Genomic DNA, 23842 nt, shown 5'->3' on the forward strand with positions numbered 1-23842 from the left:
CGGTCAGTAGCGGGCGAAGTTCTGCGTGTAGTAGCGCCCGTACTTGCTGTCGGGGTGGGTGGCGTAGCCGATCCCGATGTGGGTGAAGTCGCCGAGCATGTTGGCCTTGTGGCCGGGCGAGGCGTACCAGCCGTCGACGACGTCGTCGGGGCCGTAGCCGGCCGCGATGTTCTCCCCGGCCCGTCGCCAGCCGGACGGGTACTGCTCGGAGTAGCTCGGGTTGTGGTGGAAGACGTCGTTGGCGGCCATGTGGCGCGACCAGTCCTGGGCGACGGTGTCGAGCTCGGCCATGAGCGCCAGCGGTGCGAGGCCGTGGGCGGCCCGGTAGGCGTTGGTCTCCTCGAGGATCTGCTGCCGCACGGCCTCCTCGGTCGCGGGGTCCGGCCCGAGGTCGCCCGGCTCCTCGGGGGCGTCGGTGGCGACCGTGATCGTCCAGTAGCCCGTGTCGTCGTCGCGCAGCTCCATCCCGATCCCGAGCCAGGTGCCCTCGGCGCCGAGCACGTCGTCGGCCTCCGCCTCGAGGTCGGCCATCAGCGCCTCGGGCAGCCCGCCGAGGACGGTGTGCTCGGCGACCACCTCGTACGACGCCGGGGCGTCCTCGAAGGAGGTGCGGGTCAGCACCTGGCCCTGCTCGGCCTGCTCGACGCTCCAGGCCTGGGCGTAGCCGCCCAGGTCGCTGGTCTGCCAGAGCTCGCCGAGGCCCCGATCGTCGCGGTGCTCGTCGATCAGGGCGCCCAGCTCGGCGCGCAGGTGGCGCATCGGCTGCGACGACAGCTGCGGCTCCGAGGCCGCACTGCCGGTCACCTCGACCGTGGGGGAGGCGGCCCGGCGCAGCCGCTGGTTGCGCAGCACCTGCACCCGGTACGTCGCCCGCCCGTCGAGCGCCTCGGTGGCCAGCCGGTAGCGGCCCGACCTGCGCACCTTGCCGTCGTCGACCACCCGCCACGGGCCGTCCTGCTTCTCCTGCAGACGGACGCGGGCGCCACGCGAGGACCCGCTCACCGCGCCCTTGAACTTGACCGCATCGCCGGTGACCGGCGTGGTGTCGCTCGCGGAGATGCTCACCGTCGGCTTGACCCGCCCCTTGGCCCCGGCGGGCGTCGCGCCCACCGTCAGCAGGGGCGTGGCGGCCAGTGCCAGCACCAGGGCAGGGACGAGGGGCGTGCGCAGCATGGTGCCTCCTGGGGGACGTCGACCGGGGGGTGCCGACGACAGCACGCTACTCAGGACCGGGGTGGTGGGTGGGCGTTTCGAGAACCCGCTCGTCGGGACCGGGAGTCGATGCTCAGCCGCCCGCGACCAGCCCGGCGTCGCGGAAGGCCTGCTCCAGGCTCGTGGCGATCAGCTCGTGCCCGGCGTCCAACGGGTTGCCGGCGGGGCCCTGGGGCAGGTCCCCCCAGCCCTCCTTGGTGGGGCGCAGCACCAGCGCGTCGTCGACCGCGCGCCACGCCTGGGTCATCTGCTTCTCCTGCTTGGAGCTGACGCCCTCCGGGCGGAACGAGCTGATCGCGACCAGCGGCGTGCCGGGAAGGTCGGCGGTGATCCGGTCGCCCAGGTCGGCGATCGCGCCGGTGACGGCGTCGACGTCGGTGGCGCCGGCGTACCCGGCCTGCACGAGCACCGCGTCGGGGTCGATCTCGGCGAGCGGGGCGTCGGCGTACAGGTCGGCGACGGTGCTGCCGCTCTCGCCGGGCACCGTGTAGCCCGCGCCGGGCTCAGCCACCACCCGCACCGTCCAGCCCAGGTCGGCGGCCAGCAGGGAGGTGTACGCCGCGGCGTCGCCGGAGGCACCGTCGCCCGCGGCCCAGCCGTCACCGATGACCAGCAGCACCGGCCGCGGACGGTTGTCGGTCGGGGTGAGCGCCTCGAAGGTGGGCGGCTCGTAGGCCGGCGGCTCGGGTTCGGGGGCGGGCGTGGGCGAGCCGGGGGCCTCGGGCAGCCGGTCGTCGCCCGAGGCGGGGTCGACGACCGACTCGACGTCCGTGTCGGCCGCGATCTGGTTGTTCCAGCGCGACCAGGCGTACGCGGTGCCGCCGACGACCCCGAGCGCCAGGAGCGCGACGAGGATCGCGGCGATGGGCAGTTCTCGGCGTCGGCTCACCCACGCGAGTGTAGGGAAGAACGAGGTCGTGGCCGAGCCAGGGGACATGGGGTGGCCGCCAGCCCGCACCGCTCCCGGCATCGCGACCCTGGTCGCCAGGACCGGCGGCTCCGTCGGTTCGGCATGACCGCGCTGGTCGAGATACCGAGCACCCGCCGGAGGCCGTGCGGGCCGCGGCGGACGTCGAGCTGAGCCTCGCCGTTCGTCAGTAGCGGGCGAAGTTCTGCGTGTAGTAGGGCGTCCCGTCGTCGGAGGTGGTGGCGTAGCCGATCCCGATGTGGGTGTAGTCGCCGAGCATGTTGGCCTTGTGGCCGGGCGAGGCGTACCAGGCGTCGACCACGGCGTCCTCGCTGTAGCCCACCGCGATGTTCTCGCCCGCTGCCCGCCAGCCGGGCGGGATCTGCTGCGCGTAGTCCGGGTTGTGGCTGAAGTCGCCGGTCTCGGCCATGTACCGCGACCAGTCCTGCGCGACGGTGGTCATCTGGTCCATGAGGACGAGCGGCGAGAGCCCGTGCTGGGCGCGGTAGTCGTTGGTCTGCTCCAGGATCTGCTGGCGGACCGACTCCTCGTCCTTCGGGCCCGGGACGTCGGGAGCGCCGGTGGCGAGGGTGATGGTCCAGTACCCGCTGTCGTCGTCACGCCGGCTCATGCCGACGCCCAGCCAGAGCGCATCGGCGGTCAGCAGGTCGGCGGCGGCCGACTCGAGCTCGGCCATCGCCTCGCGCGGGGTCCCGCTGAGCATCGTGTGCTCGACGGTCACCTCGAACCCCGCGGGCGCGTCCGCGAAGGTCTCGCGGGTCAGGACGGTGTCCTCCGCGGCCTGCTCGACGCTCCACCGCTGGGCGTAGTCGTGCAGCTGGCTGTCGGGGGCGAGCGCGCCCAGGTCGCGGTCGTCGCGGAAGGTGTCGACAAGCTCGCCGAGGTCCACGCGGAGGCGTCGGAGGGAGTAGAACGACAGGGGCGGCCCCTGAGCCGCCTGGCCCGTCACCTCGAGCGTGGCCGAGGTCGCCTTGCGCAGCCGCTTCTTCTTCAGCACCTTCACCCGGTAGGTGGCGACGCCTTCGACCGCTGTGGCGGCCAGCTTGTACCGCCCCGACCTCGTGACCTTCCCGGCGTCCACGACCCGCCAGGGACCCGCCTGCTGCTCCTGGAGCCGCACTCGTGCCCCGCGCGCCGGGCCGCTCACCGTGCCGGTGAAGCGCAGCCGGTCGCCCTCCGTCGGCGTGGCCGAGTCCACGGCGACGCTGACGGTGGGGGTGTGGCGTCCCCGGGCCTCGGCGGGCGCCGCCGTACTCGCCGTCACCAGCGGCCCCGCCGTCAACGACAGGACCAGTGCGGGGGTGAGCAGGGCGCGCAGCATGGAGCCTCCTGGGGGATGGGGCGGCGACTCCGTGACGCTACCGAGGTCCGGCGCGGTACGTCGGGCTTTCCCTGACTCGAGGTCTCCGCGACGAGGAGGAGCGGTTCCCTCGCGGGTCGGAGGGGTGTGCGACCCGTTCGGGATCGTCCGGATATCGCCCAACTGCGGAAACGCGAGCCTCTGACGCCCCAGGATCGCCGCATGCTTCCGATGAGTCCCGGCGCCCTGCGCCAACCGTCCCAGCTCGCCATCGTCGCGGTGGTCCTCGCGACCACGCTCGGACTGGCCGCCGGGCCGAGCCGAGCCCTGGCGGCCGCCGAGAGCTCCGCGACGACAGTGTCGCCCGCAGCCGCGCAGCGGGACGACGTGGAAGAGCCGGCGGACGAGCTCCCCGGCCAGCGGTTGGCGGAGATCCTCCGCTTCGGCCGCTCCAACGTCGGCAGGATGGGCCTGCAGATCAAGGCGGTCAACGACCAGCCGGGCGTGCCGCTGACGATCACGCTCTACGGGTGCAACGGCAAGCCGGGGATGTCGAAGTCCGTCGCGAAGTCGAAGGCCAAGCAACGGGTCCTCTTCCTCCCACGGCGTCAGGACAAGTTCGGCTCGTTCATCCGCATCGACGCCACCTGGGCCAACCCGTCCGGCGACCACACGCTGACCTACGGATCGAACGCCAGCAAGAAGGACCGGAACGCCGAGGACAAGGGGTGCCGCAGCGGACGCCCGCCCCGGCTGGCGATGCAGGGCAGCCAGTCCTACCCCAGCAACGCCGCGGACTTCGACGCGATCGTCAAGGTGAAGGACCTGCCCGCGCCCGCGGAGGTCTCCCTCGAACGCTGGATCCGCGCCGAGCAGCGGTGGGCGGTCGAGCAGACCACCCTCTACCGCGACGGCCAGCACGCCGAGCCGGCGCGCGTGCCCGGCTACGGGGAACGCAGCGTGGTCTACCGCGCCTGTGCCACCACCCCCGCCGGGCTGACCTCCTGCTCCGAGCCACGTCCGTACTTCGCGACGGGCCACCCCGTCACGGAGGAGGAGCCGCGCCGAGCCTTCACCGACGCCGAGGAGACCACCTGGCTGGACGCGGCGCTCGACGCCATCAACCAGCGCCGAGCCGCCGACGGTCTCGCGCCGGTGACCCGGGAGGTGACCTACTCCGAGCAGACGACCTACCCGGTCGCGCTGCGCTACTACGAGACCGGGTCCACCAGGGACGGCCCGACGCCGCGCCGCGCCTACGTCGCGGGGCTGGCGTTCAGCGACTACGAGGTGCGCATCGCGCCCGTGGACTGGCTCCTGGACCCCGCGCTCGACGCGGTCGGTCTGAGCGTCCACTGGGACGAGACCGGTGGGTTCGACGGCGCCTACCTCGCCTACGCGGTCGCCGCCACCGAGTAGAGCCCCCGCCCCGACCACCTGCTGGCCCGACGACAAGGAACACGACATGTACCGGAAGCTCATCGGAGCGCTGGCAGCCCTGCTGTTCGTCTCGGCGACCCTGCTCTCGACTCCGAGTGCCGCGGGCACCAAGACGTACACGCTGGAGGCTGCGACCGCCTCGGCCCTCAAGCGCATCAACGCGATGCGCGAGGAGGCGGGGCTCGCCCCGGTCGAGCTGCACCCGAAGATGAGCGCGCACGCGCAGGCCATGGCCGAGGACTGGGCCGCGGGGGAGAAGTCCCGGGAGATCTGGGACTACAACAGCGACTCCCACGGCAGCGACGCGTTCGTCCCGGTCGACATGACGAGCTGGCGAGGCTGTCGCCACGAGGCCAGGAAGCCCAAGAAGATGCACCTGAGCCCCATCACCTACACCGAGGGCGAGGCGGTCGACAACATCTACCTCGCCTTCGGGTGGGCGCCGGTTCCGGGCTCGCGACGCTACCTGTACGTGGTGTACACGTTCACGCCCTACGAGGGCGACGTCTGAGGCGACGACGGGCCTTGCTCCGCGGTTGAGTGCCGGTCGCAGCCCTCTCTGCGTGCGGCTGGTGCGGTTCTTGCGGGGTCTCGGCGACGGTCGGCGCTGGGGCGCCTCCCTGCTCGACCAACGGTGGTGGTTGCGGGGTCTCGGCGACGGTCGGCGCTGGGGCGCCTCCCTGCTCGACCAACGGTGGGGTGGGGCGTTTCTTTGGATCGTGTGAGGAAGCGGGCGGATCGGGGTGGTGTGGCTGGCGTCACGCGTGGCCGGGGTCACATGCTCGGGACTCCAGATCCCAGGAGGCACCATGACGACCACCCCGTACGCCGGCACCCAGCCGGGCACCGACGCCGGCGGCCCGCCGCGCTGGCGGCTGATCGGCCCCGGCCTGGTCGTCGCCGCGACCGGGGTGGGCGCGGCCGACCTGGTCGCCACGATGATCGCAGGCAGCAAGTACGGCTACGCGCTGCTGTGGGCCGTGGTCGTGGGCTGCGTGATGAAGGTGGTGCTCGTCGAGGGCGCGGGGCGCTTCTCGCTGTCCACCGGGCGCACCATCTTCGAGGGGTGGAGCAGCCTGGGGCGCTGGACCCACGCCTACTTCGGGCCCTACATCGTGATCTGGGGCTTCGTCTACGGCGCCGCCGCGATGGCCGGCACCGGCCTGGCACTGCACGCGCTCTTCCCGGTGCTCGGCGTCACCGCCTGGGGCATCGTCTCCGGCCTGATCGGGCTGGCTCTGGTGTGGTCGGGGCGCTACGCGGTCTTCGAGAAGACGCTGAGCGTGCTGGTGCTGCTGATGTTCGTCTGCATGGTCGCCGCCGCCGTCGTCACCCTGCCGAACCTGCCCGACATGGCCGCCGGGCTCGCCCCGCGCATCCCCGACGGCGCCCTGATCAACGTGCTCAGCGTCGCGGGCGGCGTCGGCGGCACGATCACCCTGGCGGCGTACGGCTACTGGCTGCGCGAGAAGGGCTGGAGCACCCCGGCGTTCATGCGGGTGATGCGCCTCGACAACGGCGTGGCCTACCTGGTCACCGGCATCTTCGTCATCGCCACCCTCGTCGTGGGCGCCGAGCTGCTCTACTCCGCCGGCATCGCCGTCGACACCGGCGACAAGGGCATGCTCGACCTCTCCGAGGTGCTGCGCGACCGGTACGGCGCCGCCACCGGCACGATCTTCCTGGTCGGCTTCTGGGCCGCCGCGATGAGCTCGCTGGTCGGTGTCTGGAACGGCGTCAGCCTGATGTTCGCCGACTTCGCCGGCCACGTGCGCGGCCTGCCCACCGACCACCCCGACCGCCAGGGCGGTGGCCGCTGGTACCGCGCGTACGTGCTGTGGCTGACGCTGCCGCCGATGCTGATGCTCTTCCTCGGCAAGCCCGTCTACCTGATCCTCGCCTACGGCGTGCTCGGCGCGCTCTTCATGCCCTTCCTCGCGATCACCCTGATCTGGCTGCTCAACACCGACCGGACCCCGAAGCAGTGGCGCAACAAGCCCTTCGCCAACGTGGTGATGGTGCTGTGCGCGCTGACCTTCCTGGCCCTGGCCGTCGACCAGGTCCGCTCCGCGGTCAGCGGGGTGCTCTGAGCCAGGCGGCGTACGATCCCGGGGTGCAGCTGCTGCTCGTCGAGGACGACGCCGGGGTCGCCGCGGCCCTCGTGGAGACCCTCGAGGGCGCCGGCTGGGACGTCACCCACGCCCGGCGCGGCGACGACGGGCTGCACCAGGTCGCGGCCGCGGACCTGGTCGTGCTCGACCTGGGGCTGCCCGACATGGACGGCCTCGACTTCCTGCGCACCCTGCGCCGCGCCTCCACCGTGCCGGTGCTGGTGCTCACCGCCCGCGACGGCGACGGCGCCACCGTGCTCGGGCTGCGCGCCGGCGCCGACGACTACCTGGTCAAGCCCGTCGGGCAGGCCGTGCTGGTGGCCCGGGTGCACGCGCTGCTGCGGCGCAGCCGCGTCGACGAGGCCACCCGCGAGCCCGCCGCCCTGGCCTGGGGCGGGCTCGAGCTCGACCTGGGTGCGCGGCGCGCCACCCGCGACGGCGTCGAGGTCGCGCTGACCGCCACCGAGCTCGACGTGCTCGAGGCGCTCGCCGCCCAACCCGGTGAGGCCGTCAGCCGCGAGGCGGTGCAGCTGCACGTGTGGGGCACCCCCGCGCTGGGCCGCTCCCGCTCGCTGGACTTCTTCGTCGCCTCGCTGCGCAGCAAGCTCGGCCCCGACCTGCCGCTGCACACCGTCCGGGGCTTCGGCTACCGGCTCGGCTGAGCCGGCTCGGGCAGGGGGAGCGGGTGGAGAGACGGGTCCGGCTCGTGGTGGGGCTGCTGCTGGTCGGCGCGCTGCTGGCGCTGTCGGTGCCGCTCGCGCTCGCCCTGGCCGACCGTCGTACGGCGGCGCTGGCGGTGGAGCGCGACCGGCAGCTGGTGGCGCTGGCCGAGCTGGGTGCGCGCGAGGGCGACGTGGTCGCGGCCGTCGAGCGCTACCACGAGCTCTACGGCGAGGACGTGCTCGTCACCGACGCCGGAGGCGCGGTCGTGGCCGCCGCCGGGTCCCTCGACGTCGACGCGGCCGAGGTGGCCGACGCGGTGCGGGTCGGGCTGGTCGGCCAGCCGAGCCCAGCGCTCGAGCGGGTGCTGCCCTGGTCGGGCGCCGAGCCGCTGCGCAGCGCGGTGGCCTTCGAGGACGGCGAGGTCGCGGCCCTCGCGCTGCTGCGCGTCGACACCGGCGACGCCGCCGCCGACGTGGCGCGCGGGTGGGCGTGGGTGCTGCTCGTCGGCGTGCTGCTGATGCTCGCCGCGCTCGGGCTGGCGCGCTGGCTGTCCCGGTGGGCGGTGCGGCCCGTGCGCTCGCTCGAGAGCGCCGCGCGCGACCTGGCCGCCGGCGGGCGCGGCGACGCGGTGCTGGCCAGCGGACCGCCGGAGCTGCGAGGGCTGGTCGACGAGTTCAACCGGATGGTCGAGGTCGTGCAGCGCTCCCTCGACGACCAGCGCCGCCTGGTCGCCGATGCCTCCCACCAGCTGCGCAACCCGCTGGCCGCGGTGCGGCTGCGCGCGGACTCGCTGGGCCGCCACCTGCACGAGTCGGGGGCCGCCACCCACGCCGGTCTCACCGCCGAGCTCGAACGCCTCGAGCGCCTCCTCGACCAGCTGATGCGCCTCGCGCGCGCCCAGGAGAGCGGCACCTCCGGGGTCGCCGGCGCCCGGGCCCCGCAGGCGCGCGGGCCGCTGGCGCGAGTGCTGGCCGAGCGGGTCGAGGCGTGGGCGCCCGCCTTCGACGCGGCGGGGCAGACGGTCGCCGTAGAGGGGTCGGTGCCCGACGTCGAGGTGGCCCGCGACGACCTGGAGCAGGTGCTCGACGTGGTGCTCGACAACGCCGTGCGGCATGCCGGGGCGGGCGCGGCTGTGGTGCTGCGGGCCGCGGTCTCGGGGGCCGCCTCCTCCGGGCTGGTGGTGGTCGAGCTCGACGACGACGGGCCCGGCCTGGCCGAGGGGGAGTGGGAGCGCGCCGCCGAACGGTTCTGGCGCGGCTCGGACGACCCGCACGGCTCGGGGCTCGGGCTCGCCATCGCCCGTGAGCTGCTGCTGGCCGCCGGCGGCGACCTGGTGGTCGGGCCGGCGCGCGGCGGGGTCCTGGTGCGGATCACCCACCCCGTCGACGGGGGCCTCTCGTGACCCGGGGGACCGGTGTGAGCCGGCGGGTGCTGCTCGGCGGCGCCGGGGCCGGGGTGCTCACGGCGGCCCTCGGCGGGTGCGGCGCCGACGTACGGCGGCTGCGGGTGGCGGCCGGTGACGACGGCGGGATCTACGCGGCGTTCGCGGCGCTGCTGGCGCCGCGGCTCGAGGCGCGGGTCGACGGGCTGGACGTCGAGGTCGCGGTCACCGCCGGGTCGGTGGACAACCTGCGCCGGCTCGGGCGCGGCGAGTCGGACGTCGGGCTCGCGCTGGCCGACAGCGTCGGCGACCCGGGCGGCGCCGGGGTGGTGGCGCTGGCGCGGACGTACGAGAACTACCTGCAGCTGCTGGTGCGCGCCGATTCCTCGGTGCGCGACGTGGCCGGGCTGCGCGGGCGCTCGGTGGTGCTGGGGCGCGGCCGGGTCCGGGGCGGCGGTCTCCGGGGCGGTGCTGCTGGAGGCGGCCGGGCTCGCGGCCCCCGCGGTCGACGTGCGGTACGCCGGGCTGGCCGAGTCGCTGCGCGAGCTCGACGACGGCTCGGTCGAGGCGGTGCTCTGGTCGGGCGGCATCCCCACCCCCGCCATCGCCGCGCTCGACGACACCCGCCCGCTGCGGATGCTCGACCTCGGCGACTGGGCCGAGCCGATGGCCGAGGTCTCCGGCTACCCCTACCGCGCCCGCCGCGCCCCCGACGTCGCCTACGCCGCCGCCGGCACCGCCACCATCGGAGTCCCCAACCTCCTCCTGGCCCGCCCCGACCTCGCCGACGACCTCGCCGCCGCCGTCGTTGAGACCCTCGCCCGCGACGCCGCCGCGCTGGTGCCGAGCTCGGCCCGCGGCGTGCAGTACCTCGCCCCGCCCTCGATGATCCAGACCGGCTCGGTGCCGCTGCACCCCGGCGCCGCGGCGGCGTACCGGCGGTTGCACGGCTGACGGCCGAGCAGTCACTTCTGAACCGCCGACCGGTCAGGTTTGCACCCTCGAGCGGTCACTTCCGCACCCTCGAAAAAGTTTTCGATCTGCCTGTGGAAAACGGTGTTTGACCTGGTGCTTTGTCGGTGGCGGCTGAGATACTTTATTCATGTCGACCACCGCCGCGCACCCCGTCGGGAGTGCTGTCGCGCGGGCCCACGCGGTGCTGGACGAGGTCGCCGAGATGTCTACCTGGTCGATGAGCCAGGCCGAGACCGCGCAGGCGTTGGTGGAGGTCGCTCGGCTCGAGGCTCGGTGGGGCGAGGTGCGCTCGCGGCTGCTGGAGCACGCCGATGCGGTGGCGGTGCAGGAGCGCAACGCCTCGCCGTCGCTGGCGGTCTGGCACTCCAACGTCACCCGGTCGACCAAGCGGGAGTCGTTCCGGCAGGTACGCCTGGCCGAGGGACTGGCGCGTCACGTCTTGGTGCGCGAAGCGCTCGGTCGCGGGGACCTGGTCGCGGAGCAGGCGTCGGTGATCTGCGCGTCGTTGGATGCGTTGCCCGACGACCTCGAGGCGTCGATCCTCGAGGAGGCCACGAGAGCGTTGGTCGAGTTCGCGCAGGTGCACGACGCGAAAGCGCTGCGGGTGCTGGGTCGCCGGATCCTTGACGTGGTCGCCCCCGAGGTCGGTGAGGCCTGGGAGGCCGAGCTGCTCGACCGCGAGGAGCGCGAGGCGGAGAAGAGCTCGGTGTTCCGGATGCGTGAGGACGGCCACGGTCGCATCCGGGGGTCCTTCACGGTGCCGCTGCTCGTGGGGCAGATGCTCGAGCGGGCGCTGCTGGCCTTCGCGGCCCCCAAGCACCAGGTCGCCACCCGTGCCGTCAGTGTCGCGAGTGATGACCAGGACGAACCTGACGAGGCGGCGGTGCCGGTACGTCGTCCGACCGCGCAGCGCCTGGGGGCTGCGTTCGTGGAGCTGGTGGAGCGCCTCGACCCGGCTGGGCTTCCGCGGGCCGGTGGGGTGAACGCCACGGTGGTGGTGACGATGACGCTGGAGTCGCTGCAGGGTGGGTTGGCCGCGGCCACGCTCGACACCGGTGGGCGGGTGAGTGCTGCGACCGCGCGGCGGCTGGCGTGCGAGGCCGGGATCGTGCCGGTGGTGCTGGGCGGCCGGAGCGAGCCGCTCGACGTGGGGCGCAGTCAGCGGCTGTTCACGGTCCCGCAGCGTCTTGCTCTGGGTGTGCGTGACGGCGGGTGCACCGCGAAGGGGTGCGACGCCCCGCCTGCGATGTGCCACGCCCACCACGAGGACTTCTGGTGCAGGGACGGCCACACCAAGGTGGAGCGGGGGCGGTTGCTGTGCCCCTACCACCACCGACGCATCCACGACCCGGAGTACGAGACCGAGATCGGCGGGGACAACCAGGTCAGCTTCCACCGGCGGACGTAGGGGTCTGCCCGGTCCTCGCCGGGTCTCGACGACGGTCGGCGCTGGGGCGCCTCCCTGCTCGACCAACGGTCAGGGGGAGTCGTCGCGCCACAGCGCGACGCTGCACGCCATGCCGGCGAGCCACAGCAGGATCACGGGGATGTCGCCGGTGTGCATGCCGTGGCTCTGGCTCACGGTGAAGAGGACCCGGCCCGTCCACGGGCCGTGCCCGGCGACCAGGAACAGCGCGAGGACCGACACGATCAGGTAGATCGCGATGGCGATCAGGCGTCGGCGCTGCACCGGGAGAGGGTAGTCGGGCGGTGGCGGGGTGGTGGCTTTCGCGTACCCGGTTCCGTGGAGGGGTCTGCTCGGTGCTTGCGGGGTTTCGACGACGGTCGGCGCTGGGGCGCCTCCCTGCTCAACCAACGGACGCGACGGTCGGCGCTGGGGCGCCTCCCTGCTCAACCAGCGATGTTGCTAGCGCGCCTTCCTGGCGGAGCGAGGTGGTGCTAGCGGTGCTAGCGAACGGATTTCCCATGTTTTATTAGGGTTACTCGCCGGTAGTGACTCGTCACACACCCGCTAGCACTTGCAAGCGCTAGCAGCAGCAAGCATGATGGGGGACATGGCAAAGGGAAAGGTCTCGAACGCAGTCGGGACGCTGGGTGACTACCTCAAGGAGCAGCGCACCAGTGCGCAGCTCTCCTTGCGGCAGCTCGCCGAGCAGGCCGGCGTGTCCAACCCCTACCTGAGCCAGATCGAGCGCGGGCTGCGCAAGCCGTCCGCCGAGGTGCTGCAGCAGCTGGCCAAGGCGCTGCGCATCTCCGCCGAGCAGCTCTACATCCGCGCCGGCATCGTCAGCCCTGACGAAGGCACCGGCGGGTCCGTGGAGCTGGCCGTGCTGGGCGACCCCGCCCTCACCGAGCGGCAGAAGCAGTCGCTGCTCGACGTCTACCAGTCCTTCATCGCGATGAACATCGCCACCGGCGAGGCCCAGCCGCCCGTCGCTGACGAGGACTGAACGACCACACGACGTACGCCGCTCACCCGAGCGGTACGAACCAGATCGCCCGGCGTCCACCGGGAACCCAACCGAAGGAGCCGACATGGCCAAGACCAAGTTCGACATCAAGTCCGAGGCGACCAAGGGTCTCTACGCCGGTGCCGGCGTGGCCGACCTCGTCGTCGAGACCGTGCGCGAGTACGTCACCGACGTGCAGACCCGCATCTCCGGCGTCCAGAAGGACGTGCAGACCCGCGTCGCCGACGTGCAGAAGTCGGTCACCGACATCGACCTCAAGCCCGAGGCCCTGCGCAAGCAGGCCGTGACCACGGTCAACGCCCGCGTCGACGCCCTCACCGAGGACGCCAAGGCCCGCCGCAGCGCCATCGAGGCCCGCGTCGCCGAGCTGCAGTCCGAGGCCCTCGCCCTGCCGGGCAAGGTCCAGGGCACCGCGACCGCGACCTACACCGACCTCGCCAAGCGCGGCGAGACCCTGGTGACCCGCATCCGTCGCCAGGAGTCCACCAAGGCCACCGCCACCTCGGCCAAGACCACCACGGCCAAGGCGAAGACCACCAAGACCCAGGGCGCCAAGGCGGCCACCACGACCGCCAAGAAGGCCTCGACGTCGACCAAGACCGCCGCCAAGAAGTCGACCACCGCGACCAAGACCGCCGCGAAGAAGACCTCCACGGCCGCCAAGACCGGCGCGAAGTCGACCACCACCACCGCCAAGAAGGCCTCCGCCCCGGCGCAGTCCTCGGCCAAGGCCACCGGCACCGCCGCGGCCAAGACCGCCGAGAACGCTGCTAAGGCGACCACCGAGGCCGCCAAGAAGGTCGGCGACTGATCGTCCCCTCCGCCTCGCGCTGAGGTTCGGTCACGCGTCACCAGCGCGCCGAGGCACCAGGACCCCCGCACCCACCAGGGTGCGGGGGTCCTGCGCGTGTCGGACCGGGACCCCGGCTCCTTGCCCGGACCGGGGCCCCGGCACCCCGTCCACCCCGAGTCGGGTGGAGAGCTACCACCCGGGCGTGGTGAGGTCTCGGGGCTGGCTTTACCTTCACCCCGCCGGCGTCGGCCCCGCCTCACCCCTGCGCGGACACCCCTGGGGGTCCATGGCCCGTCCGGGGGGTCTTCGTCCGAACGGCTCCCTCGGCGGGGCCCGGGTCCCTACCTTGCCCGGGTGACCACCACCTCGGCCGTACGCCGTCTGCTCGCCGCCCTGCTGTCCGTGCTGGTCGCGGCCCCCCTGGTGCTCGGAGTCCAGGCGCATGCCCGATCGGTGACACCTCCCGAGCCGGACGGCCTCGTCGTGCGCTGGTTCGTCCAGGACCGCTTCGTCACCCTGTACTGGGCCCAGCCGTCGGTGCCGCCCGACCACTACGAGGTCACCACCCACGTCGGCGGGGAGGAGCGCAGCCACGAACGCCACGAGGCGGACGTGACCTGGACCGGCGCCTTCCTGGGGCACGACCCGACCGGCACCCCCGTCGAGGTGTCGGTGCGCGAGGTGCGCGGGGGCCAGCCCGGGCCGCGGACGTCGTTCGTGGCGCAGATCGGGGCCTCCCCGGCCGGGAAGGTGAGCGACGTCCGGTCCGAGAGCCGACCCGCCGAGGACGTGCTGCGCCTGGACTGGGCCGCCCCGTCCGGAGCCGACGACGGCGCCCTCGGCTACCACGTCTCGCTGACCGACGAGAACGGCGACCGCGCCACCCGCGACTACCTCGTGGACGACCCGTGGCTCGAGGTGGCCACCGATGGTGTCGGCGCGACCTTCCGTGCCCGGGTCGAGGCGGTCTCTCCCGGCGGCTACGGCCCGGGAGTCGAGGAGCAGGTCGTCTACGAGGACGTCCCCGGGCCGGCGATCGACCTCAACGCGCGCCCGCGCGCCGGAGGGTTCAGCCTGAAGTGGCACCACGCCAAGGGCAACCAGGCGATCTCGTGGGAGGTGCTGGTCGACGGAGTCGTCGTGCCGGTGCCGACCCGGACGGGCACGAGTCGCACCCTTCTCGCCGACGTGACCGGCCTGGAGACCGGGACCGAGTACGAGATCGGCGTCCGTGGGATGAACAGGCACGGGGGCGGGCCGGTGCTCGCCACGATCGCGCGCACCTACGACCTGCCCGACCAGCTGGCCGCGCCGCGGGTCGAGCGAGGTCCCAGGGGTGGCGACCTCAGCGTGCGGGTCTCGTGGATGCCGCCGGCGGACTGGGGCGGGGGAGAGGAGTGCTGCTACCGCATCACCGGGCACGGACCGGCCGACCGGGCAGGCGGGCCGGCCCTGGTCGTGCGCTGGAGCGACGCGCCGGCCACCCGCTTCGACTTCCCCGTCGGGCGACCCGGGAAGTGGCGGTTCCAGGTCGAGGCCAAGACCGGCGCCGGGTTCAGCCCGGTCAGCGAACCGAGCCGGTGGGTGCGAGCCCGCTGAGGCTCCCGCTCAGTCGCGCAGCGCGGCGACGAGCTCGCCCAGCTGCTCCGGCGCGACGTCGTACCCGGGGAAGTAGCAGCAGACCCGGTCGGTCAGGTCGCCGAAGCGGCGCTTGAGCTCGGCCGCGCACTCGCTGGGCGTGCCGCGCACCGCGATCGTCTCGATGTGGCGGGTGGTCACCAGCGCCATCATCTCGGCCACCGCGCCGGTCTTGGAGAGCGCGTTCAGCTCGGGCTGCAGGTCGCCCCAGCCCTCCACCTCGAGCACCGAGCGGTACGCCGGCGTGGAGCCGTAGAAGGCCAGCAGCCCGCCCACGCCCCGGTCGGCGGCGGCCTGCTCCTCGGGCGTGGAGCCCATCGAGACGATCGCCTGCGGGTAGATCCTGAACTCCTCGCGCGGGCGGCCCGGCCCGCGACCGGCCAGGCCCTCCTCGAGCGCGGGCAGGGTGCGCTCGCGCACGTGGCGGTGGCTGTGGAACGGCATCACCAGCAGGCCGTCGGCGACCTCGCCGGCCGCCCGCGTCATCAGCGGGCCGAGCGCGCCGAGCAGCACCGGCGCCACCCCGTGCGGGTTGGGGCCCGGCACGAAGGTCGGCGGCATCAGCGTGTGCTTGGTGAACTCGCCGCGGAAGTCGAGGCGGCTGCCGTCCTGCCAGGCCGTGAGGATCGCGCGAGTGGCCAGCACCGCCTCGCGCATGCGGGCCGCGGGCCGCGACCACGTGGCGCCGTACCGGTTCTCGATGTGCGGGCGGATCTGGCTGCCCAGCCCGAGCCGGAAGCGGCCGCCGCTCATCAGCTGCAGGTCGTACGCCGCGTGCGCCAGGTGCAGCGGCGAGCGCGGCGTGGCGATCGCGACGTTGGTCATCAGGTCGACGTCGACGCCGGCGCTGGCCGTGGCCGCGAGCGGGAGGAAGACGTCGTGCGGTCCCTCGAAGGTGAACAGCCCGGCCACCCCCGTCGCGGCGAGCTCGGCGGCGCGCGTGGCGGCCTGGTCGGGGCGGGCGTCGAGCTGGATGTCGAGGAGCACGCGCTGATCTTGACACGTGTCAGTTCCGATGGGGAGGGGTCGCGTCCCCAACATCGGGTATTCGTCCGCAGGGGCAGTGACGCGGCGCGGCGCCGGGTGCATCCTGTTCCTGCGGATGCCCGGGCCCGCGGTCTTGAGACTCCCGCCGGCCCGGACACCCGCCTACCTTCGCCGCCCAGCTCTGGTGCGTAGCCTCGTCGCATGCACGACATCCGCACGACCAGCCTCGCCTCGGTCCACGCGCTCTACGTCGCCAAGGTCGAGCGCAAGGGCCGCACCCGCGCCGAGGTCGACGAGGTCGTCCGCTGGCTGACCGGTCTCGACCAGGCCGGCCTCGAGCGCCACCTCGAGGCGGGCACGACCTTCGCCGACCTCTTCGACGAGGTCGAACTGCACCCGGCCGCCGACCGGATCACCGGCGTCGTCTGCGGGGTGCGCGTCGAGGAGGTCGAGGAGCCGCTGATGCGCAAGATCCGCTACCTCGACAAGCTCGTCGACGAGCTCGCCCGCGGCAAGGCTATGGAGAAGGTGCTGCGCGGCTGAGCGGCGGCCGGTCGAGCAGCACCGCGCCGACGCCTGCCACCACCCACACGGCGGTCAGGGTCAGCAGTGCGGCGGTGAACCCGCCGTCGCCCCCGCCGTACGCCGCCACCAGCGCGACGCTCAGCGCGCTGCCGACGGTGAAGCCGAGGTAGCGCAGCACCTGGTTGAAGGCCACCGCCGAGCCGGTCTCGGCGCGCGGCACGTGCGGCACCATCAGCACCGCCAGGCTGGAGAAGGTGAAGCCCGACCCGGCGCCGCCGAGCGCCATCGCGAGCAGCGCCTGCCACAGGTGGTCGTGGAAGAGACCCAGGCCCAGGGTCGCGGCCAGGAACATCGAGCAACCGGTCGGCAGCAGCCAGCGCGGGCCCAGGCGGCGGCGCACGACGCGGGCCAGCTGGTTGCCGAGCACGCTCATCAGCGAGTACGGCACGAGGATCAGCCCCGCCACCAGCACCGAGCGGTCCAGCCCGAAGCCCGGCTCGTCGGCGCGCACCAGCACCACCACCAGGGTCAGCAGGGCGTACATGCCCAGCCCCGCGACCGCCGCGACCAGGTTGGGCGCGGCCACGCCCGGGCGGGTGGCCAGCCGCAGGTCGACCAGCGGCGCCGGGCTGCGCAGCGTCACGCGCACCCACACGACCAGCCCCGCGAGACCGGCCGCGGCCAGGCCTAGCGTGCGCGGCGAGCCCCAGCCCCACACCTCGCCCTCCGAGACCGCGAGCAGCACCGCCAGCATCGCCGCGCTCAGCAGCAGCGCGCCCCACCAGTCCACCCGCGCCGGCGTCTCGTCGGCGCTGCCGGGCAGGTGCCGCCACGCCAGCAGCCAGGTCAGCCCGGTCATCGCGGTGCCCAGCGCGTACGCCGCCCCCAGCCCGCCGAGCTGCGCGACCAGCGCGGTCACCGGGTAGCCCAGCCCCGCGCCCGCCACCGTCGTCACCGACAGCAGCGCGATCGCCCGGTCCTGCCGTTCGTGGGCCAGCGCGTCACGGGCCACCGCGATCGCCAGCGGCAGCAGCGCCATCCCGACACCCTGCAGCGCCCGCCCCGCCACCAGCACCCCGAAGCCCTGCTCCAGTGCCGCCGACACCGCGGAGACCACCGTGCCGAGGGTGACCACGCCGAGACCCACCAGGATCGTGGGCCGGCGCAGCCGCCCGCTCGCGAAGCGGCCCACGACGGGCGTGGCGACCGCGCCGGCCAGCAGCGCCGCGGTCAGCGACCACTGCGCCGTGCCCAGCCGGACGTCGTACGCCGTCGCGACGCTGGGGACCAGCGGTGCGCCCAGGCTGCTGACCACCGCGGTGATGGTCGTCAGCAGCGCCAGCGTCGGCAGCAGCGCGCGGGACGGGGTGCCGCCGACCTGCGGGACGGGGCGGCGGCTCACCCCCCGAACCTAGGCCCGCGGGCAGGGGCGACCCTCACTAGGGTGTGTCCGGTGAACCAGCCCCCGCGCGACCCGCACCGTGTTCAGACCGAGCTGGAGGCGGCGCTCGAGGCCGCGGCCGAGCAGGCCCGGCTGGCCACCCGGCTGCAGGTCGCCGACACCGAGCTCGCCGCCGCGGAGGCGCAGGTGGCCGAGGCCCGGGGGCGGCTCGCCGACGAGCGCGCCGACGTCGAGCGGCTGGAGTCCTTCAGCCCCACCCGGATCTGGGCGGGGCTGCGGGGGAGCCGCGAGTCCGACCTCGACCGCGAGCGCGCCGAGCAGCAGCGCGCCGAGTACACCGTCGCCGTCGTCGAGCTGCGCCGCGACCGGGCGCGCGAGGCCTGCGCGGCGCTGCGCTCGGCGTACGACGCGCTCGGTGACGTCGCCGCCCGCCGCGCGGCCGCGCTCGACGCGAAGGCGGCGTGGCTGGCCGAGACCGGCGCTCCCGAGGCCGAGGAGCTGGCCCAGCTCGCCTCCGACCTGGGCGCGGTGCGCTCGACGACCACCGAGCTGCGCGAGGCGCTGGGGGCCGCCGACGACGCCGCCGACGCGCTGGCCCAGGCCGACAACCTGCTCAGCTCGGCGCGCGGCTGGTCGACCGCCGACACCTTCTTCGACGGCGGGCTGCTGACCGACATGGTCAAGTACGACCGAATGGACCAGGCGCAGGCGCTGATGCGCCGCGCCGACGACGCCCTCTCCGACCTCGGCGTCGAGCTCGCCGACGTCGGCATGGAGCCCGTCGGCGGCATCGAGATCACCCAGCTGGTGCGCGCCTTCGACGTGTGGTTCGACAACATCTTCAGCGACTGGGCCGTGCGCGAGCGGATCGGCGAGGCCGCCACCCGCGTCGCGGAGGCCCGAGGCGCGGTCGGCGAGGTGCGCCGCCGGCTCGTCGACCGGCTGCTGCAGGCCGAGTCGAAGGAGGCGGTGCTGGTGGCGCGCCGCGACGAGCTGCTCGGGGCGGGCACCTAGGCCAGCAGCTGCCGCTCGAGAGCGGCGAGCTCGCCGTCGCCGAGACCGCGGTCGCGCAGGTAGGCCCGCGCGCCGCCGTACGTCTGCTCGACCAGGCGCAGGAAGCGCCGCATCGTCTCGGGGGTGGAGCCGAACGCCTCGGCGGGCAGCGCCTCGAGCCGCTCCTGGTAGGACGGCAGCCGCCGGAACTGCTCGCGCAGCAGCGGCATCGCCTGCTCGGTGCGGGCGTAGTCGGCGACCACGTCGTCCTCACGCACCCCCACCGCGGCCAGGGTCAGCGCGACGGCGGTGCCGGTGCGGTCCTTGCCGGCGGTGCAGTGGGCGAGCACGGCGGTGCGGGCCGGGTCGGCCACCAGCCGCGCGAAGCCGACCAGCGAGTCGGCGGAGTGCTCGGTGAAGCGCAGGTAGTGCCCGGCCACCCAGTCGCTCTCGTGGGCGGAGTCGAAGTCCCAGCGCGCCCGGCCGGCCTGCACCTCGAGGTGCTCGGCGGCCACCGCGTCGAAGGCGGGACTGGTGGCCTCGACGGCCTCCTTCTCGCTGCGCAGGTCGACCCGGGTGGCCACGCCCATCTCCTCGACCAGGCGGGCGACCTGCTCGGCGTCGACGAACGCCGGGGTCGCGCAGCGCAGCAGCACCCCGGGGCGCACGGTGCGCCCGTCGGTCGTGCGCAGCCCCCCGACGTCGCGCAGGTTCAGCAGGTCCGGGGCGGGGGAGGGGGCGGTGCTCACGCCCCCGATCGTGCCTGGTCGACGGTTGCCGCGGCGCTCGCGGGGTCGCCCGGACCGCGCCCGGGGGCCCGGGGACGACGACGCGCCCCGCCCCTCCCACGAGGGAGGCGACGGGGCGCGTCGGCGTACGGCGTCAGGCGCGGGTCAGGACTTGTTGGCCTTGCGCGCCTGCGAGGCGGTCTTGGCGCGGGCGTTCGCGTCGAGCACCACCTTGCGGATGCGGACCTGCTCGGAGGTCACCTCGACGCACTCGTCGTCGCGGCAGAACTCCAGGCACTGCTCCAGCGACAGCTTCTTCGGCGGGATGAGCTTCTCGAAGTTGTCGGAGGTCGCGGAGCGGATGTTGGTCTGCTGCTTCTCCTTGGTGATGTTGACGTCCATGTCGTCGGCGCGCGAGTTCTCGCCGACGATCATGCCCTCGTACACCTCGGTGGTCGGCTCGACGAACAGCACGCCGCGCTCCTGCAGCGAGGTCATGGCGTACGCCGTCGCCGCGCCCTTGCGGTCGGCGACCAGCGAGCCGTTGTTGCGCGAGCGGATCTCGCCGGCCCACGGCTCGTAGCCCTCGGAGATGTGGTGGGCGATGCCGGTGCCGCGGGTGTCGGTGAGGAACTCGGTGCGGAAGCCGATCAGGCCGCGGGCCGGGACCAGGAACTCCATGCGCACCCAGCCGGTGCCGTGGTTGGTCATCTGCTCCATGCGGCCCTTGCGGGAGGCCAGCAGCTCGGTGATGGTGCCGAGGTACTCCTCGGGCGCGTCGATGGTCAGGCGCTCGACGGGCTCGTGGACCTTGCCGTTGACCTCCTTGGTGACCACCTGCGGCTTGCCGACGGTCAGCTCGAAGCCCTCGCGGCGCATCTGCTCGACCAGGATCGCCAGGGCCAGCTCGCCGCGGCCCTGCACCTCCCAGGCGTCGGGGCGCTCGGTGGGCAGCACGCGCAGCGACACATTGCCGATGAGCTCGGAGTCGAGACGGTCCTTGACCAGGCGCGCGGTGACCTTGGCGCCCTTGACCCGGCCCACCAGCGGGCTGGTGTTGGTGCCGATCGTCATCGAGATGGCCGGCTCGTCGACGTGGATGAGCGGCAGCGCGACCGGGTTCTCCGGGTCGGCCAGGGTCTCGCCGATGGTGATGTCGGGGATGCCCGCGATCGCGACGATGTCGCCGGGGCCCGCGGACTCGCCGGGCTTGCGCTCGAGGCCCTCGGTGACCAGCAGCTCGGTGATCCGCACGTTCTTGGTCTCGCCGTCGCGCTTCATCCACGCGACGGTCTGGCCCTTCTTCAGGGTGCCCTCGTGCACGCGCACCAGCGCGAGCCGGCCCAGGAACGGCGAGGAGTCGAGGTTGGTGACGTGCGCCTGCAGCGGCGCGCCCTCGGTGTAGGTCGGGGCGGGGATCGTGTCGAGGATCGTCTGGAAGAGCGGCTCGAGGTCGGGGGAGTCGGGCAGCTCGCCGTTGGCGGGCTGGTCGGTGCCGGCGACACCGGCGCGGCCGGAGGCGTAGACGACCGGGAAGTCGAGGGCGTCCTGGCTGTGGCTCTCGTCGAGCAGGTCCATGAACAGCTCGTAGGTCTCGTCGACGACCTCGGCGATGCGGGCGTCGCCGCGGTCGGTCTTGTTGACGACCAGGATCACCGGCATGTCGGCGTTGAGCGCCTTGCGCAGCACGAAGCGGGTCTGCGGCAGCGGACCCTCGGAGGCGTCGACCAGCAGCACGATGCCGTCGACCATCGACAGGCCGCGCTCGACCTCGCCACCGAAGTCGGCGTGGCCGGGGGTGTCGATGATGTTGATGGTCATCGGCTTGCCGCCCGCCGCCGGACCCGCGTAGTGGATCGCGGTGTTCTTGGCGAGGATGGTGATGCCCTTCTCGCGCTCGAGGTCACCGGAGTCCATGACGCGCTCGGCGACGCCCTCGGCCTGGTGCTCGGTGAACGCGCCGCCCTGGCGGAGCATCGCGTCGACCAGCGTGGTCTTGCCGTGGTCGACGTGCGCCACGATGGCGACGTTGCGGAGATCGGTACGAGTGGTCTGTCCAGACATGCGGGAGCGGCGTCGCTTTCGATTGACGAACGGCCGGATCCGGCCGCATCGATTCTACCGGCGGCGCCGCCGTACGCCGATTCGAGCGGTCTGCATGAGTCCCCGGTCGACCGGGGACTCCGGTACTTGTCAGGTGTTGCAACCCCTGACAAGTGCATGAGTCACCGGTCAGCCGGGGACTCATGCACGCGGGCCGAGGGCGCTCAGCCGGCCAGCGAACCGCCGAAGATCTGCCAGGCCAGCAGGCTCTTGGCGACCAGGCTGAGCACCAGGTACGCCTTCTCGCCGAAGGCGTAGGAGCGCCACGGGCCGATGCCCTTGTACTGCAGCCACTGGTTGAGCCCGAAGCTCATGAAGAAGACGAACAGCGAGACGACGATGCCGTAGACGAAGCCCGGGACGGTGTCGGCGCCGACGGTGTTGACCAGGATCGCGACCCAGGGGGCGAGGCCGGCCAGGGTGCCGAACCAGAAGGGCAGCATGGTCGTGTGCTGGCGACCCGGCGGGTTCATCACCTCCTGGATCCAGCCGAAGAGGATCATCGAGACGTTGGCGCCGATGATCGCGATCAGCGCCTCGACGCCGGTGATGCCGTTGTAGAAGGCGATCAGGATGATCATCAGGGTCGCGCTGACCGAGTACTCCACCCAGCGGAAGCGGTTGATGCCGCCGCGCAGGTCGGCCTCGTAGCGCCCGCGCCACAGGGTGCCGGTCAGGCCGTGGTCGAGCGCCGCGAGCAGCAGGAACGCCGCGATCGCCCAGCCGATCCGCACGTCGAAGAGCACCTCGGGCGCCGGCGGGGTGCTGCCCGGGGGGCCCTGCGGGAAGGTGGAGGTGACGCCGATGGCGAAGTCGGTGGCCAGCACCAGCACCACCACCGCCTGGGCGGCGTGCAGGACCGCCAGCCCGATGTTCCAGCGCTTGAGCGAGGTCAGGGCCTCGTCGGTGACCCCGCTGGCCACCTCGCGCTCGGGGGAGACGTTCTTCGCGTGCGTCATCGGACCACCAGCTCCTTGCCGTCCATCGCCACCTCGGTGGCCTCGCCACCGATGGCCTCCAGGATGGCCCTCACGACCTGCTCGTGGGGCATCGGTGCAGGTAGGCGCGGCGGTTCGCCGGCCAGGGCACGGGTGTCGAGGCCGGTGTCGAGGTGCGGCGGGCGTACGTCGAGCACCCGGAAGGAGCGGCGCTGCTCGCGGCGCAGCACCTGCAGCCAGGTCGCCAGCGCCGCCTTCGCCGCGGAGTAGTCGGCCATGCCCGCGGTCGGCAGGTCGGCCAGCACGGCGCTGAGCACCGCGGCGGTGCCCTCGCCGTCGCGCGCCTCGGCGAGGTACGGCGCCGCGGCGCGCACCAGCGCGATCGGCCCCAGCGTGTTCACCGCGAACAGCTCCTCGGCCACCGCCTCGTCGAGCTCGACCGCCCTGCCGAACCCGGCCGCCCCGGTGGCCACGACCAGCAGGTCCAGCCCGCCCAGCTCCTCGACGGCCCCGTGCACCGCCGCGGCGCACGAGCCCGCGTCGACGACATCGAGGTGCCAGGCCGGTGGTGCCGAGGCCGGCGGCGACAGCTCGCCCAGCCGCTCGGGGTTGCGCCCGGCGGCCACCACCCGCGCCCCCAGTTCGTGCAGCCCCTCGGCCAGGGCGCGCCCCAGCACGCCCGTCGCACCCGCCACCAGCACCCGTGCTCCCTCGGTCCTCATCCCTCGAACCTAGGCCGGGTCGTGGCCCGGGCCAGGACCCCTGGGGGTGGGCGCCGCGTGGCTATCGTCGAGGCCATGGCCTCCATCGCGACCACCGACCGTGTCGACCTCGACGGGCTGCTGGAGTTCGTGCGGCCGCGGCACAAGATGACGTTGATGACCCTGCGGGCCGACGGTCGCCCGCAGGTCTCGCCCGTCACCGGCGGCGTGGACGCCGACGGCCGCCTGGTCGTCTCGACGTACCCGCAGCGTGCGAAGGCCGCCAACCTGCGCCGCCGCCCCGAGGCGACGGTGCTGGTGCACTCCGACGACTGGGACGGTCCCTACGTGCAGGTCGACGGCACCGCCGAGGTGCTCGACATGCCCTCGCAGGAGGCCGAGGACGCCCTGGTCGAGTACTTCCGCTGCATCTCCGGGGAGCACCCCGACTGGGAGGAGTACCGCGCCGCGATGCGCCGCCAGGGCAAGTCGCTGCTGCGGATCACCCCGGTCTCGTGGGGGCCGGTCGCCACCGGCGGGTTCCCGCCGGACCGCGCCCCGGCCTGAGGCGGGCCGCTCGGGGGCCTTCCCA

General features: G+C 73.5%; 23 protein-coding genes. 13 read left to right on the plus strand and 10 right to left on the minus strand.

Features of this window, described 5'->3' with window-relative positions; translation table 11 throughout:
* Positions 1-3 precede the first annotated feature (3 nt).
* From H0S66_RS10605 to H0S66_RS10615, 3 genes are all read right to left on the minus strand, one after another.
* A complete protein-coding gene (locus tag H0S66_RS10605; protein WP_179615360.1) occupies positions 4-1173 on the minus strand; it encodes a CAP domain-containing protein in 1170 nt (389 codons plus the stop codon).
* Between the two features lie 112 nt (positions 1174-1285).
* Entirely contained in the window at positions 1286-2101 is an 816-nt protein-coding gene (locus H0S66_RS10610; protein WP_179615361.1) for an SGNH/GDSL hydrolase family protein, read from the minus strand.
* Between the two features lie 205 nt (positions 2102-2306).
* On the minus strand, positions 2307-3461 hold the full coding sequence (locus tag H0S66_RS10615; protein ID WP_179615362.1) for a CAP domain-containing protein: 1155 nt from the start codon (positions 3459-3461) through the stop codon (positions 2307-2309).
* A gap of 201 nt (positions 3462-3662) precedes the next feature.
* Between H0S66_RS10615 and H0S66_RS10620 the strand changes: the two genes are divergently transcribed.
* From H0S66_RS10620 to H0S66_RS10650, 7 genes are all read left to right on the plus strand, one after another.
* Complete coding sequence (locus H0S66_RS10620; RefSeq protein ID WP_179615363.1) at positions 3663-4859, plus strand: hypothetical protein; 1197 nt, start codon at positions 3663-3665, stop codon at positions 4857-4859.
* 46 nt (positions 4860-4905) lie between these two features.
* Positions 4906-5391 (plus strand): CAP domain-containing protein, encoded by a 486-nt coding sequence (locus tag H0S66_RS10625; RefSeq protein WP_179615364.1) that lies wholly within the window; start codon positions 4906-4908, stop codon positions 5389-5391.
* Between the two features lie 298 nt (positions 5392-5689).
* The gene (locus H0S66_RS10630; RefSeq protein ID WP_179615365.1) at positions 5690-6970 is read left to right on the plus strand and encodes an Nramp family divalent metal transporter; all 1281 of its coding nucleotides are present in this window, start codon (positions 5690-5692) and stop codon (positions 6968-6970) included.
* 23 nt (positions 6971-6993) lie between these two features.
* Entirely contained in the window at positions 6994-7653 is a 660-nt protein-coding gene (locus H0S66_RS10635) for a response regulator transcription factor (RefSeq protein WP_179615366.1), read from the plus strand.
* A gap of 23 nt (positions 7654-7676) precedes the next feature.
* Complete coding sequence (locus H0S66_RS10640; protein ID WP_180923572.1) at positions 7677-9056, plus strand: HAMP domain-containing sensor histidine kinase; 1380 nt, start codon at positions 7677-7679, stop codon at positions 9054-9056.
* A 447-nt stretch (positions 9057-9503) separates the two neighbouring features.
* On the plus strand, positions 9504-9989 hold the full coding sequence (locus H0S66_RS20470; protein ID WP_258016859.1) for a TAXI family TRAP transporter solute-binding subunit: 486 nt from the start codon (positions 9504-9506) through the stop codon (positions 9987-9989).
* Between the two features lie 148 nt (positions 9990-10137).
* Positions 10138-11418 (plus strand): HNH endonuclease signature motif containing protein, encoded by a 1281-nt coding sequence (locus tag H0S66_RS10650; RefSeq protein WP_179615368.1) that lies wholly within the window; start codon positions 10138-10140, stop codon positions 11416-11418.
* 69 nt (positions 11419-11487) lie between these two features.
* Here the strand turns inward: H0S66_RS10650 and H0S66_RS10655 are convergent, their stop codons facing one another.
* The gene (locus H0S66_RS10655) at positions 11488-11700 is read right to left on the minus strand and encodes a cupin domain-containing protein (protein WP_179615369.1); all 213 of its coding nucleotides are present in this window, start codon (positions 11698-11700) and stop codon (positions 11488-11490) included.
* Positions 11701-12025: 325 nt separating this feature from the next.
* Here H0S66_RS10655 and H0S66_RS10660 point away from each other — a divergent pair, with 325 nt between their 5' ends.
* The 3 genes from H0S66_RS10660 to H0S66_RS10670 all read left to right on the plus strand — a co-directional run bounded on the left by H0S66_RS10660 (position 12026) and on the right by H0S66_RS10670 (position 14834).
* Entirely contained in the window at positions 12026-12421 is a 396-nt protein-coding gene (locus tag H0S66_RS10660) for a helix-turn-helix domain-containing protein (RefSeq protein ID WP_179615370.1), read from the plus strand.
* An 85-nt stretch (positions 12422-12506) separates the two neighbouring features.
* Positions 12507-13253, plus strand: a complete 747-nt coding sequence (locus tag H0S66_RS10665; RefSeq protein WP_179615371.1) for a hypothetical protein — start codon at positions 12507-12509, stop codon at positions 13251-13253.
* Positions 13254-13589: 336 nt separating this feature from the next.
* Positions 13590-14834 carry a hypothetical protein gene (locus H0S66_RS10670; protein ID WP_179615372.1) on the plus strand — a complete coding sequence of 415 codons (1245 nt, stop codon included), beginning with the start codon at positions 13590-13592 and terminating at the stop codon, positions 14832-14834.
* Between the two features lie 9 nt (positions 14835-14843).
* On the opposite strand, the gene H0S66_RS10675 is transcribed toward H0S66_RS10670, so the two are convergent.
* Positions 14844-15860, minus strand: coding sequence for a TIGR03617 family F420-dependent LLM class oxidoreductase (locus H0S66_RS10675; protein ID WP_179615373.1), 1017 nt, complete (start codon positions 15858-15860; stop codon positions 14844-14846).
* A 201-nt stretch (positions 15861-16061) separates the two neighbouring features.
* Between H0S66_RS10675 and H0S66_RS10680 the strand changes: the two genes are divergently transcribed.
* Positions 16062-16403: a DUF2200 domain-containing protein gene (locus H0S66_RS10680; RefSeq protein ID WP_179615374.1), complete on the plus strand. Its 342-nt coding sequence runs from the start codon at positions 16062-16064 to the stop codon at positions 16401-16403.
* On the opposite strand, the gene H0S66_RS10685 is transcribed toward H0S66_RS10680, so the two are convergent.
* Positions 16378-17787: an MFS transporter gene (locus H0S66_RS10685; protein ID WP_179615375.1), complete on the minus strand. Its 1410-nt coding sequence runs from the start codon at positions 17785-17787 to the stop codon at positions 16378-16380. The genes H0S66_RS10680 and H0S66_RS10685 overlap by 26 nt on opposite strands.
* A gap of 51 nt (positions 17788-17838) precedes the next feature.
* Between H0S66_RS10685 and H0S66_RS10690 the strand changes: the two genes are divergently transcribed.
* Positions 17839-18801 carry a hypothetical protein gene (locus tag H0S66_RS10690; protein ID WP_179615376.1) on the plus strand — a complete coding sequence of 321 codons (963 nt, stop codon included), beginning with the start codon at positions 17839-17841 and terminating at the stop codon, positions 18799-18801.
* Here the strand turns inward: H0S66_RS10690 and H0S66_RS10695 are convergent.
* From H0S66_RS10695 to H0S66_RS10710, 4 genes are all read right to left on the minus strand, one after another.
* Positions 18798-19529: a tyrosine-protein phosphatase gene (locus H0S66_RS10695; RefSeq protein WP_179615377.1), complete on the minus strand. Its 732-nt coding sequence runs from the start codon at positions 19527-19529 to the stop codon at positions 18798-18800. The two genes, H0S66_RS10690 and H0S66_RS10695, sit on opposite strands and share 4 nt — an antisense overlap.
* Before the next feature lie 144 nt (positions 19530-19673).
* On the minus strand, positions 19674-21572 hold the full coding sequence (gene typA / locus H0S66_RS10700) for a translational GTPase TypA (RefSeq protein ID WP_179615378.1): 1899 nt from the start codon (positions 21570-21572) through the stop codon (positions 19674-19676).
* A 203-nt stretch (positions 21573-21775) separates the two neighbouring features.
* Positions 21776-22570, minus strand: a complete 795-nt coding sequence (gene heR / locus H0S66_RS10705; protein ID WP_179615379.1) for a heliorhodopsin HeR — start codon at positions 22568-22570, stop codon at positions 21776-21778.
* Positions 22567-23271 carry an SDR family NAD(P)-dependent oxidoreductase gene (locus tag H0S66_RS10710; protein WP_180923574.1) on the minus strand — a complete coding sequence of 235 codons (705 nt, stop codon included), beginning with the start codon at positions 23269-23271 and terminating at the stop codon, positions 22567-22569. The genes heR and H0S66_RS10710 overlap by 4 nt, the downstream gene beginning before the upstream one ends.
* Positions 23272-23346: 75 nt before the next feature.
* Between H0S66_RS10710 and H0S66_RS10715 the strand changes: the two genes are divergently transcribed.
* A complete protein-coding gene (locus H0S66_RS10715) occupies positions 23347-23817 on the plus strand; it encodes a PPOX class F420-dependent oxidoreductase (protein ID WP_179615381.1) in 471 nt (156 codons plus the stop codon).
* Positions 23818-23842: the final 25 nt, after the last annotated feature.

It is taken from the genome of Nocardioides marinisabuli (assembly GCF_013466785.1).
Taxonomy (GTDB): Bacteria; Actinomycetota; Actinomycetes; order Propionibacteriales; family Nocardioidaceae; genus Nocardioides; species Nocardioides marinisabuli.